We start from the raw sequence: 23193 nt of genomic DNA on the forward strand, positions 1-23193 counted from the left end.
GTTCAGTCGTTTCTCTAGGGGTGGGCGATGAAGCGGCCGAAGCGGCCCTGGTGGTAGATGAGGGGACGGCCCGGGCTGTGCACCCTGGCCTCGGCGACCAGGCCGACCACCAGGGTGTGGTCGCCGACGTCCACGGTCTCGTGCGGGAGGCAGATGAGGTGGGCGGAGACGTCCTGGAGCAGGGGCGCGCCCAGGGGTCCCGGACGCCAGCGGGTGGGCTCGGCGAACCGGTCGATGTCCTTGCGCGCGAACCTGGCGGCCAGCTCGGCCTGGTCGCTGGCCAGGACGTTGACCGCGAAGTGGTCCGCGTCGCGCAGCCAGGGCCAGGTGGTGGAGGACTGGTCGACGTAGAACGAGACCAGGGGTGGGTCGAGGCTGACGGAGGAGAAGGATGTCGCCGTCAACCCGACGGGGATGCCGTCGTTCTGGGCGGTGATGATGACGACCCCGGCGGCGTGTACGGCGAGCGCCCGGCGGAACCCGTCGGGGTCGACCGCACTCCTCTCCGGCTCCTCCGGGACCGGGCGCGTCGCGGGCACCGTCGGCGCCTCGGACGCGTGCCCATTGCGGGAGCCAGGCACAGGGCGGGAGTCGGACACAGGGCGGGAGTCGGGCACAGGGCGGGGGTCTGAGGTGCGGCGGGCGTCCCGGGCCTGGCGGGCCTCTCTGGCTCGGCGGGCCTCCCGGGCGGCCACCGTCTCCGTCACGAAAGCGCCCCTTCCTTGAGCACAGCGGTCACCTGCGGCGCCACACGATCGGCCCACCCCGCCACCACCTCTCCCAGCTCCGGAATCTGCGACTCCAGCACCGCCAGTCCCGGTGTCGGCACGAAGGCGCCCAGTTCCACCAGCAGCGGGCGCAGGTGCACCTCCACCGCCAGCGAATGCTTGGGATCCCCCATGACCAGGAGCGGCAGCGCCGCCGTGCCCGCCAGCGCGTCCGGTGGCAGGCGGTCGAGGAACGACTTCAGCAGCCCCGTGTAGGTGCCCTTGTAGGTGGGGCTCGCCACCACGACGACGCTCGCGCCGGTCACCAGTTCCAGGGCCGCGCGGACCTCGGGGTGTGCGACGGGCGAGAGCAGGTGGGGCGCGAGGTCCGACAGGTCCACGACCTCGTACGCCTCCGAGGCGGCTCCCAGGCGGTCGCCGACGGCCTGGGCCGCGGTGGTGGCCACCGAGAGGGTGCGGGAGCCGGGCCGGGGGTTGCCCACGAGGGTCACGATGCTCATCGCGCCACCGCCACTTCGCGCCGAGCAGCCCGACCGGCGGCGGCGTAGCGGGACGGGGGTCTGGGCAGGCCGTAGTTCTCGCGGAGCGTGCGCCCCTCGTACTCGTACCGGAACAGGCCCCTGATCTGCAGCTCCGGCACCACGTGGTCGACGAAGTCGCTCAGGCCGCCGGGCAGGATCGGCGGCATGACGTTGAACCCGTCGGCCGCGCCGGCCAGGAACCATTCCTGGAGCTGGTCGGCGATCTGCTCCGGCGTTCCCGCGACCACGCGGTGGCCCCGGCCGCCCGCCAGGCGGTTGAGGAGCTGCCTGACCGTGAGGTTCTCGCGCCTGGCCAGGTCCACGACGAGCTTGCGGCGGCTCTGCGCGCCCTCCGTCTCCACGGGCACGTCGGGCAGGGGGCCGTCCAGCGCGTCCTCGGTGAGGTCGATGCCGGTCATGTGGGAGAGCTGCGCCAGCCCGTACGCGGGGATGATCAGGTCCTCCAGTTCCTTCTCCAGCCGCAGCGCCTCGCGCTCGGTCGAGCCGATGATCGGCGAGATGCCCGGCAGGATGAGCACGTCCTCGTGCCGCCGCCCGTAGGCGGCCAGCCGCCGCTTCAGGTCGGCGTAGAACTCCTGCCCTTCCCGCAGGGTCTGCTGGGCGGTGAAGACGGCCTCGGCGTAGCGGGCGGCGAAGTCCTTGCCGTCCTCCGAGGACCCGGCCTGGACCAGGAGCGGGTGGCCCTGGGGTGAGCGGGAGGTGTTCAGGGGGCCGCTGACCGAGAAGTGCTCCCCCGCGTGCTCGATCGGGTGGATCTTGCCGGTGTCGGCGTAGTCGCCGGCGACGCGGTCACCCAGGATCGCGTCGTCCTCCCAGCTGTCCCACAGCTTCCGCGTGACCTCCAGGAACTCGCCGGCCCTGGCGTAGCGGTCGGCGTGCGAGGGACGGACGATGCCGAAGTTGCGGGCCTCGGCCTCGCCGGCGGAGGTGACGATGTTCCAGCCGGCCCGGCCGCCGCTGATGTGGTCGAGCGAGGCGAACTTGCGGGCCACGTGGAAGGGCTCGTTGTACGTCGTCGACACGGTGGCGATGAGGCCGATGTGATCGGTGACGGCGGCCAGGGCCGACAGCAGGGTCAGGGGTTCGAGGCCGCCGAGCGCGTTGTGCCGGACGTTGCCGTGCAGGGCCACGCCGTCGGCGAGGAAGACGGAGTCGAGCTTGCCGCGTTCGGCGATCCTGGCGAGCTCCTGGTAGTGGCGGACGTCGGTGAGGCGGGCGGGTTCGGTTCGGGGGTGTCTCCAGGCCGCCTCGTGGTGGCCGACGCCCATGAGGAAGGCGTTCAGGTGGAGCTTTCTCGTCAAGTGGTCCTCCAGGTGGAGAAGCGGCGCTCGACGCCGACCAGGAGCAGGTTGAACAGCAGGCCGAGTACGGAGATCGTGATGATTCCCGCGTACATGTCGGGGATGCGGAAGCTGGACTGGGTGTCGAGGATGAGATACCCGAGTCCGGCCTTGGCGCCCACCATCTCGGCGAAGAGCAGGACGAGGATCGAGTACGCGCCCGCCAGCCGCACCCCGGTGAAGATGGTGGGCACGGCGGCGGGCAGGATCACCTTCTGGAACAGGCGGACCGGGCCGAGGCCCATCGACCTGGCCGACTTGATGAGCAGCGGCTCGACGGTCTTCACGCCGCTGATCGTGTTGAGCAGGATCGGCCAGGCGCACGCGTACAGCACGAAGGTGACCTTCGTCGTCTCCCCGATGCCCAGGATCAGCGTGAACACCGGCAGCAGCGCCACCGCAGAGGTGTTGCGGAACAGCTCCAGCAGCGGGGTGAGGAAGTCGGCGACCGGCTTGTACCAGCCGATCAGCAGGCCGAGCGGGATCGCCAGCACGATGGCCAGGCCGAAGCCGGACAGCGAGCGGGCGAGGGACGCCTCGAGGTGCTCGGGGAGCTGGCCGCCGACGAGGAGGTCGTACCAGGCGACGAGGTTCTCCGAGAGCGGCGGGACGAAGACGGGGTCGACGACGCCGAGCCTGGGCAGCACCTCCCAGGCGGCGAGGAGGAGCAGGATGGCGGTGGAGTTCGTGACCGCTCGCCTGAGCCACCGCCCGCCGGAAAACCGCCGACGCGACGGCTCCGTCAAGGCCAAAGCCGAGGTCGGAGCCGGAGTCGAGGCCGGAGTCGAGGCCGGGGTCGGGGCCGAGGCCGGGGTCGGAGCCGAGGTCGGGGTCGGAGCCGAGGTCGGAGCCGGGGTCGGGGTCGGGGCGGCCTCGTCGTACTGGTGGACGTCGCCGGGGAGCAGTTTCTGGTCAGCCACGACTGGTCGCCACCTTCCGCTCCTGCACCTGCGCCGCCGCGACCTCTTCCCGCAGCAGCCCCCACACCCGGTGCCGGTATTCCCCGAACGCCGGATCCGCCCGCAGATCTCCCTCGCGCGAGGCGAAGCGCACGTCGATGACCTCCTTGATCCGCCCCGGCCGGGAGGTCATGACGGCGACCCGCTGCCCGAGGTAGACGGCCTCGTCGATGCCGTGCGTGATGAACACGACGGTCTTGCCGGTCTGCTCCCACACGTGCACGAGCTCCTCCTGGAGGGACTCGCGGGTCTGCGCGTCCAGGGCGGCGAACGGCTCGTCCATCAGCAGCACGTCGGGGTCGAACGCGAGGCTGCGCGCGATGGCCACCCGCTGGCGCATGCCGCCGGACAGCTCGTGCGGATAGCGCTCCTCGAACCCGGCCAGCCCCACGAGCGCGAGGTGCTCGCGGGCCTGCCGCGCCCGTTCCTTCCTGGGCACGCCCTTGGCCTCCAGCCCGAACTCGACGTTGGACTGCGCCGTGCGCCAGGGGAACAGCGCGTACTGCTGGAAGACGATGCCCCGGTCGAGCCCGGGCCCGGTCACCTGCGCGCCGTCGATGAGGATCTCCCCGGACGTCGGCGCGGTCAGCCCGGCGATGAGGTCGAGCAGGGTGGACTTGCCGCAGCCGCTGGGGCCGACGAGCGTGAGGAACTCGCCCTCGCGCACGTCGAGGTCGATGCCGGACAGCGCGGTGAACGGCTGGTCGGCGTCCCTGACCTGGAACGTCTTGGCCACGTTCCGGATGCTGATCTTGGTCATGACCCGCTCCCGCCGGCATAGGGGTTGAACTGGTTGGTGTAGAGGTCGGAGACCTTGACCTGGCCGGGCTTGATCTCGCCCTCGCGCTCCAGCCAGCCGGTCCAGGTCTTGAACTCCTGGTCGGCGATGACACCGCCCTTGGCGGCGATGCCGGTGCTCTTCCAGAACCGCACGGCGTCGGCGCTCTCGTTGCGGCCGCGCTTGGCGATGATCTGCTGGAACTTGGCGACGACCTCCTCGCGCGAGTGGGTTTGCGCCCACTCGATGGCCTTCGCGAAGCCGGTCACGAACGTCTTGACGGTGTGGGGGTTGGCGGCGATGAAGTCCTCGCGGAGCACGACGGACCCGGCGGTGAACGGGCCGAACAGGTCCACGTCCTTGAACAGGGGGCGCAGGCCGCCGCGCTCCAGCGCCTTGTCCCTGAGCACGCCGCCGAGGGTGCCGACGTCGAGCTGCCCCTGGCGCAGGGCCTGCTCGGTGTTGACCGGCGGGATCACCACGAGCTGGACCTGCTTGACCTCCTCGGGCGTCAACCCTTCGCGCTTGAGGTACTCCTTGATGACGGCCTCGTGGTGGGCGCCGAGGGTGTTGACGCCGATCTTCTTGCCGATCAGGTCCCGGGCGGACCTGATCGGGCTGTCCTCTTTGACGTAGTAGCCGTTGTAGGTGGCCTGGTCGGAGCCGTAGTAGCCGATCACGGCCTTGATCGGCGCCTTGGCGGCCTTGAGCTTGACGATGGCGCCGTTGAAGGCGCCGCCGAAGTCGGTCTGCCCGGTCGCGGCCGACTGGATGTCCTGGGGGCCGGAGGTGGTGTTGCCGACCCACTTGAGCTTGACGTCGCCGAGATAGCCGAGCTCCTCGGCCAGCTCGGGGAAGGTGACGTTGCCGGCGCTGCCCTGGTAGCGCAGCACCTTCACCTCTTGTTGGGGGTTCGCCTGGGCCGTGCCGCAGGCCGCCAGGACGGCGGACATCAAGGCGGCCAGGAGGGCATGTCTGGTCTTGATCACGTTGTTTCCTCTGAAGGGGAGAGAGGGGGGTTCAGCGGTACGTGATCAGCGACACTGCGCGCTGGCGACGTGGCCGAAGTCCACGTGCGGGCGCCGGGTCAGGTAAAGGCCCATGCCTACGAAACTACGTTCCCCGGTCCCTAAAGTCAACTTTTCCTACTGGACATACATGAATTACCCCCAGGCGTCCGCGAGCAGCTCATACGAGCGGACGCGGTCGGCGTGGCCGTGCGTGATGGTGGTGATCAGCAGCTCGTCGGCCCCGGTGACCCGCTGGAGCACCCGCAGCCCGTCCGCCACCGCCTCCGGGTCGCCGACGAACTGGGTGTCGAGGCGGTCGGCCACCAGCTTCCTGTCCTCCTCGCTCCACACGTGGGCGTCGGCCTCCTCCGGAGTGGGGTACGGCATCGCGCCCTGCCCGGTGCGGATGCTGCGCACCCACAGGCCGTAGGGCTTGGCCAGCTCCCGCGCCGTGGCCGCGTCCCGCGCCACGACGACGTCGGCGGACACGATCACGTACGGCTCCTCCAGGACGTCGGACGGCTTGAACGCCTCCCGGTACGCCTCCACCGCCTCCAGCACACTGGCCGGGCTGACGTGGTAGTTGGCGGCGAACGGCAGGCCCCGCTCCCCCGCCACCTGCGCGCTCTGGCCGCCGCTGCTGCCCAGGATCCACACCTCGACGTCCGCGCCCTCGCCCGGGATCGCATGGGCGCTCCGCCCGTCGGCGGAGGTGTAGGTGCCGGCCAGGAACGCCTGGACGTCGTCGAGCTGGTCGGCGAAGTCCGGCGTCTCGGCGCCGGGCTGCTGGAGGAGGGAGGCCTGGACGGCGAGGTGCGGCGCCGCCCTGATCAGCGCGGAGAAGTCGAACGGGGGCGGGATGAGCAGCCCGTCCACCACCCTCGCCTCGGAAGGAGGAGACTCCGGGGGACGTTCCGAGGGGCGGGCGAGCTCGGCGCGGCGCTGGCCGGAGCGGCCGAGACCCAGGTCGATGCGCCCCGGATGGGCCGCGTCCAGGAGGCCGAACTGCTCCACCACCGCCAGCGGCGTCTGGTGGCCGAGCTGCACCGCCCCCGAGCCGACCCGGATCCGGCCGGTCGCCGCGGCGACCAGCCCGATGAGCACGGCGGGCGCCGAGCTGGCCACGCCGGGCGCGAAGTGGTGCTCGGCCAGCCAGTACCGGCGGTAGCCGAAGGACTCGGCCCGCCGCGCCAGGTCGACGGTGTTGCGGATGGCGTCCCGGGCGGTCCCGCCGGAGGGGATCGGCGCCAGGTCGAGGATGGACAGGGGGACCGTCATGAGGAACCTCCCGGGAACGGCCTGCTGGGTATCTCCTTGCGCAGCACGGGAGCGATGTCCGACTGGAACAGCTCCAGCGCCGAGCGGTGCTGCGCGTCCGTCAGCCCGTCGGCGTCCGCGTGCAGGTGCATCACCTCGTGCCCGAACCGGTCGTGGTAGCGGTGCACCTTGTCGATGATCTGCTGCGGGCTCCCGACCAGGATGGAGCTGCGCTCGATGGCGTCCTCCAGCGAGTGGAAGACGAGCGGGGCGCCGTACCGCTTGAAGGTCTCCTGGCGGGCCTCGAAGATCGGCCGGTACGTCTCGATGGCCTCCTGCGAGGTCTTCGCGGCGTAGTAACCCGCGGTGCCCGCTCCGACCAGGGCTTCGGCCGGGTCGTGCCCGTAGTGCGCCCACCGCTCCCGGTAGTGGTCGATCAGCTCGGCGTAGGGCTCGATGGGGTTGGTGACGTTCGCGGAGAAGAGCGGGTCGCCGAAGCGCGCGGCCAGGTCCACCGACTCCTTGCTGGTGGCGCTGCCGTGCCAGACGCGCACCGGCCGCTGGAGCGGGCGCGGCCAGGTCTCGGCCTCGGTCAGCGACGGCCTGAACCGCCCCTCCCAGGTGACCTTGTCCTCCCGCCACAGCCTGCGGAACAGCTCGTACGACTCGCGGTTGCGCTCCCACTGGTCCTCGGCGGTGACGTGGAAGAGCTGGGCCTGGGCGGCGCCGTTCCCCTTGCCGATGATCAGTTCGAGCCGCCCGCCGGACAGGTGGTCGAGGGTGGCGTAGTCCTCGTACGCCCGGACCGGGTCCAGCAGGCTGAGCGTGGTGACCGCGGTGAACAGCCGGATGTGGGAGGTCCGGGCGGCGATGTGGCTGAGCACCACGGGCGGGGAGGAGGAGATGAACGGCCGCTCGTGCCGCTCCCCCACCCCGAACCCGTCGAACCCGAGCTCCTCGGCCAGGACCGCGTTGGAGACGACCTCGCGGAATCGCTCGTTGGTGGACGTGCGGCCGTCATGAACGATCAAGGTGATGGCCAGAAATTTCACGCAATATCTGCTTTCTGGGAGGCGTAACGGTTGATCGCGCGCGGCAGGCCGAGGTGCCCGCGCAGCGTGGCGGCCTCGTACCGGCTCCTGAAGGCGCCGCGCCGCCGCAGCTCGGGGACCAGCTCACGGGTGATCGCCGCCAGGTCGTGCGGCACGGCGCCGGGCCGCAGCCGGTACCCCTCGATCCCGGCCTCCTGCCAGTCCAGCAGCAGGTCGGCCAGGTCGGCGGCGGTGCCGGCGAAGGTGTACGCGTCCGATTCGGGCGGCGCGGCGAGCCCGTCGAGCCGGGCCCTGCGCTCGGCCGCGTCGTCGCCGACGTGGACGAGCAGGTCGGCCAGGATCTTGAGCGGGTGCCCGTCCCTGGGACGGCTCCTGACCTGCTCGACGATGTCCCGCGCGTGGTCACGGCTGTGCGGGGTGACGAAGACGACGTCGGCGGCGCGGGCCGGCAGCTCGTACGGCACCGGCGACCCGCCGTGGTCGAGCACGGTCACGACCGGCTGCCCCTGCGGCGGCCTGGGCGTGATCGACGGCCCCTTGACGGAGAACCGGGATCCGGCGAAGTCGATGTAGTGGAGCTTGTCCCGGTCGACGAACCGGCCGGTGGCCACGTCGCGGATCTCGGCGTCGTCCTCCCAGCTGTCCCACAGCCGCCTGGCCACCTCCACGGCGTCGGCCGCCTCCTCGAAGAGGTCCGCGATGAGCTCCCGGGCCCGCTCGTCGGGCTCCCACCGGCCCGCCGTGTCCCGTTTGGGGATGAGCGCCGGGATCTCCCTGCGGCCGAAGTGGGCCGCCTCCCAGGCGCGGGCCGAGACCTGGACCCGCCACCCGGCGCGCCCCAGGCTGACGTGGTCCAGGCTCGCGATGCCGACGGCCACGTGGAACGGCTCCGTGTGCGTCGTCGTGGCCGTGGGCACCAGCCCGATGCGCGTGGTCAGCGGCGCGAGCGCCGCCGCGAGCAGCACCGCGTCGAACCGGCCGCGCACCTGGTCGGTGCGGTCGTCGGGCCCGTCGAGGCCCGAGGACTGCAGCCCCAGAGCGTCCTCGATGGTGACGAAGTCGAGCAGCCCGCGCTCGGCCTCGGCGACCAGCCCGGCCCAGTGGCGGGCGGTGAACAGCTCCCGCGCGTCGACGGCGGGGTCCCGCCAGGCGGCGGGATGCCAGCCGGCGCCGTCGAGCGCGACGGCCAGGTGCAGGGGCGGCCGCGTCATGCCGCGCCTCCCAGCCCGAGGTGCTCGCGGAGCGTGGCCCCCTCGTAGTCGGTACGGAACACGCCGCGTTCCTGCAGCAGCGGCACCACCTCGGCCACGAAGTCGTCCAGCCCGCCCGGCGTGAGGTGCGGGACCAGGATGAATCCGTCGGCGGCGTCCGTGCGCACGAACTCCTCGATCTGCGCGGCCACGGTCGCGGGCGAGCCCACGAACGACTGCCGCCCGGTCATGTGGATCACCAGTTCGCGGATGCTCAGCTCCTTCTCCTCGGCCACGGCCCGCCATCGCGCCGCCACGGCGACCCGGTCGGCCACCTGCACCCGGCCCTGGGAGACGCCCTGCTCGACGGCGGGCTCCACCTCGGGCAGCGGCCCTTCGGGGTCGTAGGCGGACATGTCCCGGCCCCAGATCTGCTCCAGGAAGGCGATCGCGGTCTGCGGCCCGACCTGCTGGCGGCGGATCTCGGCGGCGCGCTCGGCCGCCTCGGCGTCGGTGTCGCCGAGCGCGAACGTCGCCGCCGGCATGATCTTGAGCTGGTGCGGCTGCCGCCCGTACGTGGCCAGCCGGCGTTTGACGTCGGCGTAGAAGGCCCGGCCCTCCTCCAGCGTGCCGTGGCGGCTGAAGATGACGTCGGCGTTGGCCGCGGCGAACTCCCTGCCCTCGTCGGAGTCCCCCGCCTGGATGACCACGGGGTGGCCCTGCGGGCCGCGCGGGACGTTGAAGCGCCCCTCGACGGTGAAGTGGCGGCCCCGGTGGCTGACCGCCGAGACGGACCCGGGCCGCAGGAACCGCCCGCTCTCCTGGTCGGCGAGCACGGCGTCGGGCCGCCAGGAGTCCCACAGCTCGCGCGACAGCCGGACGAACTCCTCGGCCCGCGTGTAGCGCTCGGAACGATCCAGGTAGCCGCCGCGGCGGAAGTTCTCGCCGGTGAAGGCGTCGGAGGTGGTGACCACGTTCCAGGCGGCCCGGCCCGCGCTGAGGTGGTCGAGCGTGGCCAGCCGCCTGGCCAGCTCGTACGGCTCGTTGAAGGTCGCGTTGGCGGTGGCGGCCAGCCCGAGGCGTTCGGTGACGGTGGCGAGCGCGGCCAGCACGGTGAGCGACTCGGGACGGCCGACCACGTCCAGGTCGTGGATGCGGCCCTTCAGCTCGCGCAGCCGCAGGCCCTCGGCCAGGAAGAAGAAGTCGAACTTGCCCCGCTCCGCGGTGCGGGCCAGGTCGGCGAACGACTCGAAGTCGATCTGGCTGCGGGAGCGGGGGTCGGTCCAGACGGTGGTGTTGTTGACGCCGGGGAAGTGCGCGGCCAGGTGGACCTGCTTCATGCGACCTGCTCGCGGCGGCAGGGGACGTCACATTCGGTCATGATGTGCTCCTTGGCTCAATACCCAGTTAAACAGTAGGAAAACTGGGTATCGCTGTCAACGGAGCGCGGAAGCAGGCAGCGGGATGGCGGGGAACGGATTGTCGGGCAGCAGGATGACGCGGCGCGGATGGTCGGCCTGACCTGCGGCGTCGAGGTGGAGGAGGGCGGCGCCGATGCCGGCCGCGCCCACCATGTAGCCGGTGTCGGCCGTCACCTCGCCCGGCCGCAGCCGCCGGTAGGCCTGGTACCAGCGGTAGCCGCGCCCGTCGTGGTCGGTGGCCCGGCCGATCAGGTCGGTGGCGAGCCCGCGGGCGTACTCCAGGTGGGACTCCTCCCCCGTCGCCGCCCACAGCCCCACGAAGAACTCGATGAGCCCGGCCGTCCCGCAGCACTGGCAGGCCACGTTCCAGTAGCCCTCGGTACGGCGGCGCGGCACGCCGCTCTTGACGATGCCACTGGCCAGCCGCTCCACCCACTCCAGGTCGCCGGGGTCGCCCCCCACCCGGTACAGCTCGTAGAACATCCTGGCAACGCCCGCGGAGCCGGAGCAGAAGCCCAGGTAGTGCAGCTCCCTGGCGTGCGGCACGTGGTGCGGCACGACCGCGCAGCCGCCGGCCACGACGCTGACCTCGCGGACGAAGGCCGCGCCGCTGCGCGCGGCGAACAGGAAGCGCTCGTCGCCGGTCACCCCGTACAGGCGGGCCAGCAGGAACGCGGTCCCGGCCGTGCCGGCGAGGAAGCCGGGCGTGACGGCGTCCACGGGCAGGTCGGCGCAGTCGCCGAACCGGTGCCCGGGGACGGGCAGCCGGGCGATCCGCAGGCCCGCCTCGACGGCCGCCTCCTCGTACGCGGGCACGCCGAGGTGGGCGGCGGCCCGCAGCAGCCCGAGGATGACGCCGCCCTCGCCGCGCTGCGCGGGATCCCGCGACCAACCGACACCGCCCTCGGACTCCCGGCCCCGGCGGACGATCACGTCCGCGATGGCGGCGGCCTCGGCCTCGAACGCGCCGTCGCCGAGCACCCAGCCCGCCTCCATGAGCGCGACCATCGTGCCGGTCAGCCCGTGATAGAGGGAGACGTCGTCCTGCTCGCGCCAGGTGGCGGCGAGCCTGCGGGCCCCCTGCCTGGCGTCCTCCAGGTACGCCTCGTGGCCGGTGGCCGCGGCCAGTTCGAGGAAGAACAGCACGACGCCCGCCGCCCCCGAGTAGAGGGACGAGGGCTCGGAGGTGACCGCCGACCCGCCGTGCGGATCGGGATTGGCCAGCCAGCGCCTTCCGAGCTCGTCGTCCGCCGCGGCGGATCTGATCCATCGCCCCGCCAGGATGGCGGCGGTCAGCGGGGAATCGGCTCGGGCGCTCGACGCGCGGATCCTGTCCAGACTCACCCGTCCAGTATCCCACACATTTGGTAGGAAATTCAGGAAAGCCGGGGAACCGCCGCGACCAGTTCCCGCGTGTACGGGTGCCGGGGGCGGGTGAACACCTCCGTCACGTCGCCCTCCTCGACCACCCGGCCGTCCTTCATGACCAGGACCCGGTCGCTGACGTGGTGCACCACGCCGAGGTCGTGGCTGATGAACAGCATGGCAGTACCGTACTCGGCCTGGATCTCGGCGAGCAGGTCCAGCACCTGGGCCTGGATCGAGACGTCCAGCGCGGAGACCGGCTCGTCGCAGACCAGCACGTCGGGGCGGGGTCCGAGGGCCCTGGCGATGGCGACACGCTGCCGCTGGCCGCCCGACAGCTCGCGCGGGTGGCGGCCGGCGACGCCGGGCGGCAGGCCGACGCGTTCGAGCAGGTCGAGCACCCGCGCCCGGCGCCCGGCCGCGGGCAGGTCGAGCGGCTCGGCGACCAGGCGGCCGACGGTGTGGCGGGGGTCGAAGGAGTCGAGCGGGTTCTGGGAGATGAGCTGGATCCGGCGGCGGAGCGGGCGACGCTTGCGTTCTGGCACCTGGCTCCACGGGCGGCCGTGCAGGGTGACCCGGCCCGCGTCCGGTTCGAGCAGGCCGAGGGCCAGGCGGGCCAGGGTGGTCTTGCCCGAGCCCGACTCGCCGACGACGCCGAGCGTCTCACCCTCGTACAGGGTGAACGAGACGTCGTCGACCACCCGGCGCGGCCCGTACGACCTGGACAGGCCGGTGCCGGCGAGCACCGGCGCCGACAGGTCCGGCGTGCGGCGCGGCAGCGGCGAGCCCGGCGGCGCGGTGGACAGGGTGGTGGACAGGCGGGTGCCCCGGGAGGCGGCCGACGGGACGGCGGCCAGCAGCGAGCGGGTGTAGTCGTGCGACGGCGCCGGCAGCACGCTCCCGGCAGGGCCCTCCTCGACGACGCGGCCGTCCTTCATGACGAGGATGCGGTCGGCGATCGAGGCGACGACGGCCAGGTCGTGGCTGATCAGCAGCAGCGCGCAGCCGGCGGCCCGGCGCGCGGCCAGCAGTCGCAGGATCTGGGCCTGCACGGTGACGTCGAGCGCGGTGGTCGGCTCGTCGGCGATGATCAGCTCGGGTCCGGCCGCGATGGCCGAGGCGATCAGCACCCGCTGCCGCAGCCCGCCGGAGAGCTGGTGCGGGTGCTGCCCGACACGCAGCGGCGGATCGGGCACGCCGACCGCGTCGAGCAGTTCGAGCGTCCTGTCGCGGCGCCGTGCCCGCGGGACGACGTCGTGGACGGCCAGCACCTCACCGATCTCGGCCCCCACGGTCCGCAGCGGGTCGAGGGAGACCAGCGCGTCCTGCAGCACCAGCCCGGCGAACCCGCCGCGCAACCCGCGCCACTGCGCCGGTCCGAAGCCGAGCGCGTCCCGGCCGCCGACACTGAACGCGGCCGCCCGCACGGTGGCGCCCGGCCCGGCCAGGCCGAGCAGCGTGCGGGCCGTGACGCTCTTGCCGGACCCGGACTCGCCGACGACGGCCACGCACTCGCCGGGGGCGAGCGACAAGGAGAGGCCGCGCACGACCTCGGTCCCGCCGAAGCTCACGCGCAGGTCCTCCACGGCGACCAGGGTGGCGACCGTCGGAGGGGAGGCAAAGGTCGTCATGGGGTTCTCCCCTCGAAGCGGCGTTGGAGCCGGCGGCCGACGACGGTGAGGCTGACCACGGTCAGCGTGATCGCGACACCGGGGAATAGCGCCTCCCACCAGGCCACCCGCAGGTAGTTGCGGGCCTCTGAGAGCATCGCGCCCCATTCGGCGGCCGGGGGCTGCGGGCCCATGCCGAGGAAGCTGAGCCCGGAGGCGGCGATGACGGCCTGGCCGAGCCCGATGGTGGCCAGGACGGGGATCGGCCCGAGCACGTTCGGCAGCACGTGCCCGGCGGTGATCGCGGCCCTGGACCGGCCGAACGTGACGGCCTGCTCGACGTATCCGGCGTGGCGCACGACGAAGGTCTGAGCGCGGATGACGCGGGCGTAGTTGGGGATCTGGGCGACCGCGATGGCGAAGATGACGTTGCCCGTGCCGGGGCCGGTGACGGCGATGACGAGCAAGGCGAGCAGCAGCTCCGGCAGGGTGGACAGGACGTCGAACGACCTGGCCAGCGCCTCGTCCAGCCACTTCGGCGACAGCCCGGCGGCCAGGCCGAGCAGCACCCCGGCGGTCACGGCCAGGGCGGTCGCGGTGACGCCGATGCTGAGCGAGTGGCGGGCGCCGTGCACGACCCTGGACAGCACGTCGCGGCCGAGGTGGTCGCTGCCGAACCAGTGCGCGCCGCCCGGCGGCGCGAGCGCGCTCACCGGGTCGGCCGCCAGCGGGTCCACGCCGGTCAGCAGCCCGGGGGCGGCCACCGCCACCGCCAGCAGGACGAGGAACGCCGCGGGCGCGAGCAGCGAGCGCGACGAGGTCACGGCCGGCCTCCGATCCGGGGGTCGATGGCGCGGTAGGCCAGGTCGAGGAGGGTGCTGATGGTCACGTACACGATGGCCGACAGCAGGACGACGGCCATCACCACCGGCATGTCCCGGCCCGTGACGGCCTGCATCGCCACCTGCCCGAGCCCCGGCCGGCCGAAGAGCACCTCGGTGATGACGGCCCCGCCGAGCAGCGTGCCGGTGAACCACCCGGCCAGCGTCACGGCGGGGATCAGCGCGTGCCGGAGCGCGTGCCTGGCCACCAGCCGCGGCTCGCTCAGCCCGCGGGCCCTGGCCGTGACGGCGAACGGCTGCTCCAGCGCCCGCTCCAGGCCGCCGCGCAGCACCTGGCCGAGCACGCCCGCGATCGGCAGGCCCAGCGCGAGCGCGGGCAGCACGAGCGCCTGCGGCCCGGACGCCCCCGACACGGGGAACCAGCCGAGCGTGAACGAGAACACCGCAAGCAGCACCAGCCCGATCAGGAACGGCGGCACCGACACCGAGACCAGCTCGGCCGCCGAGGCCGCGCCGCGCAGCCACCGGCCCCGCCCCGCGGTCACGACGGCGATCACCCCGGCGAGCGACACCCCGACCCCGGCCGCCGCCAGCGTGAGCTGCAGGGTCGGGCCCAGCTGGGTGGACAGGATCTCGCCGACGCCGAGCTGGAGCTGGTACGAGCGGCCGAGGTCGCCGTGGAGCAGCCGCCACAGGTAGGACACGTACTGGACGACCTCCGGCCGGTCGAGCCCCCATTCGGCGACGATCCGCGCCCGGATCTCGGGGGTGTCGGGGCCGTCGCCGACCAGGATGTCGATGGTGTCGCCCGGCGCGAGCAGCAGCGCGACGTACGAGGCGCTGGCCGCCGCCCACAGCACGGCGAGCCCGGCGAGCACCCGCTTGACGACACCCCTGCCCCGGGCTTTGACGGCGTCCCTGCCGCGGGTTTTGGCGGTGTCCCTGTCGCGGGCCGTCACCGGCTGTCCGGTCATGTGCCGATCCGGACGTCGTACGCGCTGCGCGGCGTGCCGGAGCCGGCCTCGAAGCCCAGGCCCTGGACGCTCTTCTGCGCCGCGATCTGGTCGGCGGGCACGTAGACCGGGAACACGATCGCCTTGTCCTTCACCACGGCCTGCTGCACCTTGGCGTACAGCGCCTTCCGCTCGTCCAGGGACGCGGAGGCCGCGGCCGTGGCCAGCCACTTCTCCACGTCGGGGTCGGAGAAGCCGGTGCGGTTGATCGGCCCCTTGCGCGGCAGGATCAGGTTGAGCGCAGCGCCCGCGTCGGCGTCGCCGCGGGAGTTCTCGAAGATCTCGTACTCCCCCTCGGTGTAGGCCTTCTGCGCCGTTCCCTGGTCCACGATCTTGACCTGGAAGTCGATCCCGGCGCTCTGCTTGACCTGCGCCTGGATGGCCTGGGCGAGGATGTCGCGGCGGTCGCGGACGAACGGCGCGGAGGCGACGGAGCGCACGGTGAGCCGCCTGCCGTCCTTGACGCGGTAGCCCTGGGCGTCGCGCTGCTTCCAGCCGGCCGCGTCGAGCAGGGCGTTGGCCTTGGCGGTGTCGCCGCCGAAGGCGCCCTCCAGCGAGGCGTCGTAGAACGGCCCGCCCTTGGTGACGACGCTCCACGCCCTGGTGGCGGTGCCCTGGTAGACGGCCTTGAGCACCGCGTCCACGTCCACGGCCTCGCGGAACGCCTCCCGTACGCGCTGGTCGTCGAAGGGGGCGTGGGCGGTGTTGAAGTAGTAGGAGAAGGAGGTGCCCGAGTTGAGCGAGGTCTGGTACGTCAGACCCGGATCCTGCTTGATCATGGCGGCATCGGTGGCCGGGACGCCCTCGATGACCTGCACCTGCCCGGAGGTGAGCGCGCCGACGCGCACCGCCGCCTCGGGCAGGAACCGGTACGTGATCCGCGACAGGTAGGCCGGCCCCTGGTGACCGGACCCGGCGGGTGGCCACTTGTAGTCCGGGTTGCGCCGGTAGCGGATCTCCTGGCCCCGCACGTACGACTCCAGGATGAACGGCCCGGTGCCGACCAGGTCGGGCCCGCCGGACTTGAGGTCCTTGGCCGCCTTCAGCGACTTCGGCGAGACCTGCCCCGCGAGGGGCGAGGCGAGGAAGTCGAGGAAGAGCGCGTCCGGCTCCTTCAGCGTGATCTCGACGGTGGTCGGCGACTTCACCTCGGCCCTGGCGAAGGACTTGAGCTGGATGGAGGCGATGCCGGGGTTGTAGCCGGGCACCAGGAACTGCTCCAGGTTCGCCTTGACCGCCGCCGCGTCGAACTTCGTGCCGTCGTGGAAGGTCACGTCGTCGCGTAGTTCCAGCGTGTACGTCAGACCGTCGTCCGACACCTTCCACGACTTGGCCAGCCATGGCTGGAACGTGCCGTCCTTCTGGCGCGAGAGCAGCGCGTCGAACTGGTTGAACACGAGCAGCCGGACCTTGTTCTGACCCCATTGCTGGGGGTTCAAGGTGAGCGGCTGGGTCTCGATGGCCCAGGTCAGGGAGGCGTCCTGGGTTTGCTGGGCGGGCTGCTGAGAGCCGCAGGCGGTCAGGGAGACGACGAGGACGAAGGGGACGATGCCCTTGAGTCTCTTCACACGCATTCCTTGGGGCCGAGGCATTACCTAGCCAAACGGTAGGTAATGCATGAATGCCTGTCAACGTCATCTCGATACGCTTGATCCCCACGGACTCGAAGGAGGCAGCCCGATGATCTTCATTACCGCCAAGTTCCGCATCCTGCCCGAGCACGCCGACCGCTGGCCGGAGATCGTCGCCGACTTCACCGAGGCGACCAGGGCCGAGCCGGGCTGCCTGTGGTTCGACTGGTCGCGGAGTGTCGAGGATCCGGTGGAGTACGTCCTGGTGGAGGCGTTCCGCGACGGCGACGCCGGGGCGGCGCACGTCCAGTCGGCCCACTTCAAGCAGGCCCAGCAGACGCTGCCGCCCCACCTCGCCGAGACGCCGCGCATCGTGAACGCCACCGTCCCGCAGGACGACTGGTCCCTGCTCGGCGAACTGGCCGTCCCGGACCGCGACTAGCGCCCCGGACCTGGGGGCGGCGGCCGCCCCTCCGAAGCCCCAGGGTCCGGGCGCGGCGGCCGACCTTCCGAAGTCCAGGGGCCCACGTGTGACGGCCGGCCCTCCGAAGCCCGAGGGCCCGAGCGCGGCGCCCCTCCCCCCTCGAAGGGACCTTCGCCGGAGTACGGCGGTCAGCGGCCCTGGCGGACGTTACCGTAGGCGAACAGGCTGACCGGCCCGGGACCCGTCACGGGCTGCTCGGCGGTGACGGCCAGGGCGATCGTGTTGGTCCCGTGCTCGTCCAGGATCCCGGCGGGGAGCACGAAGTCGCGCTGCGGGCCGATGTCGCCGCCGTACTGGCCGACGTTCCAGCCGTTCAGGAAGATCTGCACACGGTACGCGGGCGACGGGTCGCCGCCGAAGCGGAGCCCGACCGGCGCGTCCTGACCCTTGGGGAGGTCGAGGCGGAACGCGGTCCGGAGCCAGGTGACGCCGGGGGTCAGCTCAGCGCTGGCGGTTTTCCAGGATTTATCGGGATAAGTCGGGAGATGCCAGCCGGTGCGCTCCCCGTACAGGCCGCCGTTGTTGAGCGGCCCGCGCAGCGGGTCCGTGCCCGGTGAGCCCTGGATGCGCCACGAGATCGGGGTGCCCCCGACAGGGCCGCCGACGGTGCCGCCGACGGTGGCGGCCACCAGGCCGCGCGGCTGCTTGAAGCGCAGGTCGTCGGCGATCCAGTCGTCGTTGTGGCCCATGTTGGCGACGAGGACGGAGATCACGTTGTCCACGCCCGGCCTGAGCACGCCCGCCGGGAGGTCGAAGTGGCCGGGGCCCGGGTCGGGGTTGGGCGGGGTCGACGCGTCGCCGGAGTCCGCCTCCACGCCTCCGGCGGCCGAGCCGAGATAGCGGCCGTTCAGCCAGACCAGGTAGTTGCCGCGCAGGCCGGTGACGGCGTTCAGGTCGATCCTGGTCTCGGATCCGGCGGCGGTGAAGTGGCCCCGGTACCAGACGTTGCCGTAGTGGTAGCCGTAGTCGTCGGCGTACAGGACGGGCAGGGTCTTCGGCTGGTGCGGGCTGACGGTCGTGGTGTGGTCGGCGGCGGTCCAGCGGGAGTCGTCGAAGCCGGGCGCGGCCTCCGGGGCCTCGGCGCGGGAGCGCCAGGCGGCCAGCGCGGGCAGGCGGACCGGTTCGGGGGCGCGGGTGGAGCCCAGGAGCGAGCCGCTCGGGGTGCGGGTGACGGGTACGTCCTCCGCGCCGATCCGCAGCCGCCTCGCCGCCGGGCCCGCGAACACCTCGACCAGCCCGCCCGCGGTGTCCGCCGCCAGCCTCAGGGTGTCGCCGCTCGCCGAGGCCGAGCGGACCAGCGCGGTGCCGCGGACGAGCACCGGCCCCGCCCCCGTCTCGGCCCGCCAGAACCCGGCCGCCGTCTCGTCCGTGCCGAGCAGGAGCAGCAGCGGCCGCCGCCCGCCGCCCGTGACGAGCACCCGGGCCAGGCCGTCGTGCGTGTAGTCGAGGCGCAGGTCGCCCCCGGTGTACTCGGCCCGTACGTCCCCTTCGAGCACCTTGACCGCCGGCCGCGAGCCGTAGCGCAGGATCGTGGCGCCGGGCGAGCCCGCGGTGCCGTACAGGACGGCGACGTCACGGCCGCCGATGGAGGCGTGCGTCATGATCTCGGACGTGGACAGGACCAGGCGCTGGCCGCCCAGGTCGTACCCGGCGACCAGGACGTGCGCGTCGCGCCCCTTGACCCGCACGGGCACCCGGTGGCGGCCGTCGGGGGCGGCCCAGTCGAGGGTGGCGTCGTCCGTGCCGGTGGCGGCCCGGTCGGCATGTTTGACCAGGACGAACTGGGTGCCGGTGTCGGGGTTCGCGCGGGCCGTGGTGGTGAGGGCGGGGTTGTCCGGCGCGGCCGGCGAGGTGACCGAATCGGTCTTGGCCAGCGGCGCGACAGCCTCCAGGAAGTAGCCCTGGCGCTTGAACTCGTCGTACTTGGGCGTGAGCTGCCGGGCCTCGGTGATGGCGGCGCCGTAGTCGTAGGAGGTGTAGACGTCGTTGGGCTGGGCCAGCCAGCCCCAGTTCGTGCCGCCGTACCCCATGTAGTACGAGAACATGGTCGCCCCGGTCGTGACCAGGTTGTTCTTGTAGAAGTACTTCATGTAGGCCGGGCCGGTCAGCTCGCGGCACCTGTCGTACCCGGCGTTGCCCAGGTCGATCGCGCCCGCCTGGTACTCGGCGGCGAACACCGGGATGTCGTCGCGCAGCCGCTCGGTCAGCCCCTCCCCCCAGGGCCCCCAGACCTCGGGAGTGGCGCACTCGAAGGACTGCGGGTAGTCGTCCACCCCCGGGATCTGCACCGCCCCCGGGCCGGTCGCCCACGTCGAGCTCCAGCTCCCGGCGTCGCAGCAGTCGTTGGTGGTGATCGGCACGTCGATGCCGTCCGCCCGCGCCTGGTCCTGGATGTCCTGCATGTACGCGGCATCGGTGTTGACCTGGTACTCGTTCTCCGCGTTGTAGAGGATGACCGGGCCGCCGCCGGTGACCTGGTGCCTGGCGATGATCGGGTTGATCCGGTGCAGCCACTCGCGGTAGGCGGCCTGGTAGCCGGGCGCGCTGCTGCGGGCCCGTCCCGGCACGGTCTTCACCCAGGCGGGCAGGCCGCCGCCGGTGCTCTCGGCGTTGATGTACGGCCCGGGGCGGGCGATCACGTACAGGCCGGCCTGCCGGGCGGTCCGCAGGAGGCGGTCCACGTCGCGCACGCCGGTGAAGTCGTACACGCCGGGCTTCGGCGAGTGGTACGCCCACGAGAAGTAGATCGAGACCGCGTTGAACCCGGCCGCCCTGAGCTTCTCCAGCACGTCCCGCCACAGCTCGGGGCTCGGCAGCCGGAAGTAGTGGAACTCGGCCGACTGCAGGACGAGCCGCTCGCCGTCCACCTTCAGCGAGTACCTGTCGTACGTGACCTCGTGCGCGGCCGCGCCGACGCCCGCAGGCACTCCCAGCAGGACGCAGAGCAGGACCGGGAACACCGCGAGCAAGCGCCTCATGGTCGCCTTCCAGGGTCGGCTGCGGACTGTCTTTAATTTGGCGATCATCCAAACAAAAGTCAACGGATCGGGCTTGCGGGGCGATCACCGCGCACGGCCTGTTACCGGAAAGTTACGAGCGCCGCGAAACCCTTCGCACGGCGTTCTCCCAGCTCATCGCCATATTTGTGGTTTTTTCCGGGTTATTGACGAAAAACACGCTAGGTCGGCACACTTCGCGTTATGTCACACCCCCGTGGTCCCTTGGCGCAGCTGAGGCGCGGGCACGAAGAGCTCGTGCTCGGGCTGCTGCGCAAGCACGGCCCGCTCAGCCGGGGCGAGCTCGGCAAGCTCTGCCAGCTCTCCCGCACGACCCTGTACGACATCCTCGCCGGGCTGGTCGCCGGCGGCGCGGTCGTCACCTCCAGCCCGCAGGACGCCCCGCGCGGCCGCGGCCGGCCGGCCGAGACGCTGACCCTCAACCCTGAGGCCGGCCAGGCCATCGGCATCGACTTCGCCCGCCGCGCGGTGCACGTCGCCGCCGTCAACCTGGCCCACGAGATCGTCGGCTCGGCCAGCGAGCCGCACGACGCCGACCTGCCCTGGTTGCAGCGGGTGGACCTGGCCGAACGGCTCGTCGGCTCCCTCAACGACGGCGGCCTGCGGCTGGGCGCGCTCAGCGCGATCGGCGCCGGCGTGGTCGGCCCGGTCGGCTGGCGGGAGCCCGAGGACGACCTGGAAGCGCCGGAGCCCGAGGACGACCTGGAGTCGGACGAGCCCGCCCACCCCGTGCAGTCGCTGCTGCGCGAGCGGTTCGGCGCGCCGGTGCTGCTGGACAACAACACCAGGCTGGCCGCCCTGGGCGAGGCGATCTGGGGCGCCGCCGCCGGCGACCGGGACGTGCTCTACCTGCGCCTGTCCCACGGTGTCGGCGGCGGCCTGGTGGTCGGCGGCGCGCTGCACCGGGGCGCGTACGGGCTGTCCGGCGAGTTCGGCCACATCACGGTCGACCCGGACGGCGCGCCCTGCGACTGCGGCGGCGCCGGCTGCCTGGAGACCGTGGCCTCGATAAGAGCCGTGCTGGACGCCTACCGCGCCGCGGGCGGGCGGGCCGACGACGTGCCCGAGCTGGTGAAGGCGATCAGGGCGGGCGACGGCACGGCCCTGACCCTCCTGAAGGACGTGGGCGGCGCGATCGGCGGCGTGCTCGCGGCCGTGTGCAACGCGATCGGCCCCTCCGCGATCGTGGTCGGCGGCGAGCTGGCGGAGACCGGCCCCGCGCTGATCGAGCCGGTCGAGCGGGCGCTGCGCGCCCGGGTCATGCCGGTCTCCAGGCACCGCGTCAGCCTGCGCCGGGCCACGCTCGGCGAGGCCGCGGGCGCCCTCGGCGGCATCGCCCTGGTGCTGCACGAGTCCCCGCTGCTGTCCCGCTCCCCCGCGGGCCCCGATCTCGCGCCCGACCTCCTCGAGGAAACCAAGCAGAGGCAACCATGACTCAGCTCACCACGCTGGCCAAATCCCCGGCGGTGCGGCGCGCCCCCAGGCGTCCCCAGCGGGCCGTCGCGCTCAACCTGATCGCGGTCGCCGCCGGGCTGGCCGTCTGGACGCTGCTGGGCGTTCTGGGCGTGCAGGCCCTGCCGACCCCGCTCGAGGTCGCGGCCAAGGCAGGCGAGCTGATCGCCGACGGCACGCTCCTGGGCGACGCGCTGGCCAGCCTGCGCAGGGTGCTGCTGGGCTTCCTGCTCGGCACCCTGCTGGCCGTCCCGATCGGCTTCCTCATGGGCTGGTACGCCACCGCGCGCGGCCTGCTCGAGCCCTACATCCAGTTCTTCCGGACCATCCCGCCCCTGGCCATCATCCCGCTGGCCATCGTGCTCCTCGGCATCGGCGAGGTGCCGAAGGTCTTCGTGATCTTCCTGGCGGCCTTCCTGTCCAGCGTCGTGGCGACCTTCCAAGGCGTGGTGGACGTGGACAGGACCCTGATCAACGCCGCCCGCGTGCTCGGCGCGTCCGACCGGACGATCTTCCTCAAGGTCGTGGTGCCGGCCTCCACGCCGTTCATCCTGGTCGGCATGCGGGTCGGGCTCGGTTCGGCCTGGGGCACGCTGGTCGCCGCGGAGCTGATCGCCGCCCAGGAGGGCCTGGGCTTCCGCATGCAGCAGGCCCAGCTCTACTACGACCTGTCCACGATCTTCGTGGGCCTGATCGCCATCGGCGTGCTCGGCCTGCTGATGGACCGGCTGCTGCTGCTGGCCGAGCGCCACCTCACCGACTGGCAGGAACGCCGATGAACAGCAAGATCTCGTTCCGGGACGTCATCAAGACGTACCCGATGAAGGACACCACGTTCACCGCGCTCGACCGCGTGTCCCTGGACATCGCCGACCGCGAGTTCGTCACGGTCGTGGGCCCGTCGGGGTGCGGCAAGAGCACGCTGATGAGCATGGCGGCCGGGCTGGTCGAGCCCACGTCGGGCGAGGTGCTGGTGGACGGCGTGCCGGTCACCGGGCCGGGGCCCGAGCGGGGGGTGATCTTCCAGCAGTACGCGCTGTTCCCGTGGCTGACCGTGCGCAAGAACGTCGAGTTCGGCCTGAAGCTGGCAGAGCTGCCCGCCGACGAGCGCAGGCGGCGGGCCGAGCGGGCGATCGAGCTGGTCGGGCTGTCCGACTTCGCCGACGCGCTGCCCAAGACGCTGTCCGGCGGCATGAAGCAGCGCTGCGCGATCGCCCGCGCGTACGCGGTGAACCCGCAGGTCCTGCTCATGGACGAGCCGTTCGGCGCGCTCGACGCGCTCACCCGGGTGCAGCTGCAGGACCAGCTCCTCGACACCTGGAGCCAGGAGCAGCGCACGGTCATGTTCATCACCCACGACGTGGACGAGGCCGTCTACCTGGCCAGGCGCGTGATCGTCATGGCGGCCAGGCCCGGCCGCGTCCAGCAGGTCATCGACGTGGACCTGCCTTACCCGAGGACAGAGGAGATGCGGCTGTCGCCCGAGTTCGGGCGGATCCGCAACGAGGTCTGGCACTCCGTCTACCACCAGGCACCCGCGGCCTGACCCTCCACCCTCCCCC

20 protein-coding genes are annotated in these 23193 nt (G+C 72.3%); 4 read left to right on the forward strand and 16 right to left on the reverse strand.

Translation table 11 applies throughout. The features are described from left to right. Nucleotides 1-14 precede the first annotated feature (14 nt). The 15 genes from AB0J87_RS19585 to AB0J87_RS19655 form a co-directional block, all read right to left on the reverse strand. Nucleotides 15-539, reverse strand: a complete 525-nt coding sequence (locus AB0J87_RS19585) for a flavin reductase family protein (RefSeq protein WP_363966990.1) — start codon at nt 537-539, stop codon at nt 15-17. Nucleotides 540-703: 164 nt separating this feature from the next. Next, nucleotides 704-1228: an NADPH-dependent FMN reductase gene (locus AB0J87_RS19590; RefSeq protein WP_363966992.1), complete on the reverse strand. Its 525-nt coding sequence runs from the start codon at nt 1226-1228 to the stop codon at nt 704-706. Continuing rightward, nucleotides 1225-2571 (reverse strand): LLM class flavin-dependent oxidoreductase, encoded by a 1347-nt coding sequence (locus AB0J87_RS19595; protein ID WP_363966994.1) that lies wholly within the window; start codon nt 2569-2571, stop codon nt 1225-1227. The genes AB0J87_RS19590 and AB0J87_RS19595 overlap by 4 nt, the downstream gene beginning before the upstream one ends. Beyond that, entirely contained in the window at nt 2568-3530 is a 963-nt protein-coding gene (locus AB0J87_RS19600) for an ABC transporter permease (protein ID WP_363966996.1), read from the reverse strand. Before AB0J87_RS19600 ends, AB0J87_RS19595 begins: the two co-directional genes overlap by 4 nt. Then, complete coding sequence (locus tag AB0J87_RS19605; protein ID WP_363966998.1) at nt 3523-4329, reverse strand: ABC transporter ATP-binding protein; 807 nt, start codon at nt 4327-4329, stop codon at nt 3523-3525. The genes AB0J87_RS19600 and AB0J87_RS19605 overlap by 8 nt, the downstream gene beginning before the upstream one ends. Then, entirely contained in the window at nt 4326-5336 is a 1011-nt protein-coding gene (locus tag AB0J87_RS19610) for an ABC transporter substrate-binding protein (protein ID WP_350736880.1), read from the reverse strand. Before AB0J87_RS19610 ends, AB0J87_RS19605 begins: the two co-directional genes overlap by 4 nt. Nucleotides 5337-5510: 174 nt before the next feature. Then, a complete protein-coding gene (locus tag AB0J87_RS19615) occupies nt 5511-6635 on the reverse strand; it encodes an LLM class flavin-dependent oxidoreductase (protein ID WP_363967000.1) in 1125 nt (374 codons plus the stop codon). After that, nucleotides 6632-7657 carry an LLM class flavin-dependent oxidoreductase gene (locus tag AB0J87_RS19620; RefSeq protein WP_363967853.1) on the reverse strand — a complete coding sequence of 342 codons (1026 nt, stop codon included), beginning with the start codon at nt 7655-7657 and terminating at the stop codon, nt 6632-6634. Before AB0J87_RS19620 ends, AB0J87_RS19615 begins: the two co-directional genes overlap by 4 nt. A gap of 5 nt (nt 7658-7662) precedes the next feature. Continuing rightward, on the reverse strand, nt 7663-8877 hold the full coding sequence (locus tag AB0J87_RS19625; protein ID WP_363967002.1) for an LLM class flavin-dependent oxidoreductase: 1215 nt from the start codon (nt 8875-8877) through the stop codon (nt 7663-7665). Further along, nucleotides 8874-10196: an NtaA/DmoA family FMN-dependent monooxygenase gene (locus AB0J87_RS19630; protein WP_363967004.1), complete on the reverse strand. Its 1323-nt coding sequence runs from the start codon at nt 10194-10196 to the stop codon at nt 8874-8876. Before AB0J87_RS19630 ends, AB0J87_RS19625 begins: the two co-directional genes overlap by 4 nt. A 96-nt stretch (nt 10197-10292) precedes the next feature. Further along, nucleotides 10293-11621: a lanthionine synthetase LanC family protein gene (locus AB0J87_RS19635; protein WP_363967006.1), complete on the reverse strand. Its 1329-nt coding sequence runs from the start codon at nt 11619-11621 to the stop codon at nt 10293-10295. Between the two features lie 32 nt (nt 11622-11653). Beyond that, the gene (locus AB0J87_RS19640; protein WP_363967008.1) at nt 11654-13273 is read right to left on the reverse strand and encodes an ABC transporter ATP-binding protein; all 1620 of its coding nucleotides are present in this window, start codon (nt 13271-13273) and stop codon (nt 11654-11656) included. Next, nucleotides 13270-14076: an ABC transporter permease gene (locus AB0J87_RS19645; RefSeq protein ID WP_350736863.1), complete on the reverse strand. Its 807-nt coding sequence runs from the start codon at nt 14074-14076 to the stop codon at nt 13270-13272. Before AB0J87_RS19645 ends, AB0J87_RS19640 begins: the two co-directional genes overlap by 4 nt. Continuing rightward, nucleotides 14073-15068: an ABC transporter permease gene (locus AB0J87_RS19650; RefSeq protein ID WP_363967010.1), complete on the reverse strand. Its 996-nt coding sequence runs from the start codon at nt 15066-15068 to the stop codon at nt 14073-14075. The genes AB0J87_RS19645 and AB0J87_RS19650 overlap by 4 nt, the downstream gene beginning before the upstream one ends. After that, nucleotides 15065-16675 (reverse strand): ABC transporter substrate-binding protein, encoded by a 1611-nt coding sequence (locus tag AB0J87_RS19655; RefSeq protein ID WP_363967012.1) that lies wholly within the window; start codon nt 16673-16675, stop codon nt 15065-15067. The genes AB0J87_RS19650 and AB0J87_RS19655 overlap by 4 nt, the downstream gene beginning before the upstream one ends. 112 nt (nt 16676-16787) lie before the next feature. Between AB0J87_RS19655 and AB0J87_RS19660 the strand changes: the two genes are divergently transcribed. After that, complete coding sequence (locus AB0J87_RS19660; protein WP_357745995.1) at nt 16788-17120, forward strand: putative quinol monooxygenase; 333 nt, start codon at nt 16788-16790, stop codon at nt 17118-17120. Between the two features lie 170 nt (nt 17121-17290). Here the strand turns inward: AB0J87_RS19660 and AB0J87_RS19665 are convergent, their stop codons facing one another. Further along, on the reverse strand, nt 17291-20140 hold the full coding sequence (locus tag AB0J87_RS19665) for a beta-galactosidase (RefSeq protein WP_363967014.1): 2850 nt from the start codon (nt 20138-20140) through the stop codon (nt 17291-17293). 243 nt (nt 20141-20383) lie between these two features. Here AB0J87_RS19665 and AB0J87_RS19670 point away from each other — a divergent pair, with 243 nt between their 5' ends. From AB0J87_RS19670 to AB0J87_RS19680, 3 genes are read left to right on the forward strand one after another with little or no spacing between them, the layout of a single operon-like run. Next, the gene (locus tag AB0J87_RS19670) at nt 20384-21613 is read left to right on the forward strand and encodes an ROK family protein (RefSeq protein WP_363967016.1); all 1230 of its coding nucleotides are present in this window, start codon (nt 20384-20386) and stop codon (nt 21611-21613) included. After that, entirely contained in the window at nt 21610-22410 is an 801-nt protein-coding gene (locus tag AB0J87_RS19675; protein WP_350736847.1) for an ABC transporter permease, read from the forward strand. The genes AB0J87_RS19670 and AB0J87_RS19675 overlap by 4 nt, the downstream gene beginning before the upstream one ends. Further along, a complete protein-coding gene (locus AB0J87_RS19680; protein WP_363967019.1) occupies nt 22407-23177 on the forward strand; it encodes an ABC transporter ATP-binding protein in 771 nt (256 codons plus the stop codon). The genes AB0J87_RS19675 and AB0J87_RS19680 overlap by 4 nt, the downstream gene beginning before the upstream one ends. Nucleotides 23178-23193 lie beyond the last annotated feature (16 nt).

The organism is Nonomuraea sp. NPDC049625, from assembly GCF_040675285.1.
Taxonomy (GTDB): domain Bacteria; phylum Actinomycetota; class Actinomycetes; order Streptosporangiales; family Streptosporangiaceae; genus Nonomuraea; species Nonomuraea angiospora_A.

What these genes read in the sequence shown, in the direction of transcription:
- AB0J87_RS19590 (WP_363966992.1), bottom strand. Translation starts at nt 1,228, where the DNA reads ATGAGCATCGTGACCCTCGTGGGCAACCCCCGGCCCGGCTCCCGCACC.
- AB0J87_RS19605 (WP_363966998.1), bottom strand. Translation starts at nt 4,329, where the DNA reads ATGACCAAGATCAGCATCCGGAACGTGGCCAAGACGTTCCAGGTCAGG.
- AB0J87_RS19615 (WP_363967000.1), bottom strand. Translation starts at nt 6,635, where the DNA reads ATGACGGTCCCCCTGTCCATCCTCGACCTGGCGCCGATCCCCTCCGGC.
- AB0J87_RS19625 (WP_363967002.1), bottom strand. Translation starts at nt 8,877, where the DNA reads ATGACGCGGCCGCCCCTGCACCTGGCCGTCGCGCTCGACGGCGCCGGC.
- AB0J87_RS19630 (WP_363967004.1), bottom strand. Translation starts at nt 10,196, where the DNA reads ATGAAGCAGGTCCACCTGGCCGCGCACTTCCCCGGCGTCAACAACACC.
- AB0J87_RS19640 (WP_363967008.1), bottom strand. Translation starts at nt 13,273, where the DNA reads ATGACGACCTTTGCCTCCCCTCCGACGGTCGCCACCCTGGTCGCCGTG.
- AB0J87_RS19650 (WP_363967010.1), bottom strand. Translation starts at nt 15,068, where the DNA reads ATGACCGGACAGCCGGTGACGGCCCGCGACAGGGACACCGCCAAAACC.
- AB0J87_RS19660 (WP_357745995.1), top strand. Translation starts at nt 16,788, where the DNA reads ATGATCTTCATTACCGCCAAGTTCCGCATCCTGCCCGAGCACGCCGAC.
- AB0J87_RS19665 (WP_363967014.1), bottom strand. Translation starts at nt 20,140, where the DNA reads ATGAGGCGCTTGCTCGCGGTGTTCCCGGTCCTGCTCTGCGTCCTGCTG.
- AB0J87_RS19675 (WP_350736847.1), top strand. Translation starts at nt 21,610, where the DNA reads ATGACTCAGCTCACCACGCTGGCCAAATCCCCGGCGGTGCGGCGCGCC.
- AB0J87_RS19680 (WP_363967019.1), top strand. Translation starts at nt 22,407, where the DNA reads ATGAACAGCAAGATCTCGTTCCGGGACGTCATCAAGACGTACCCGATG.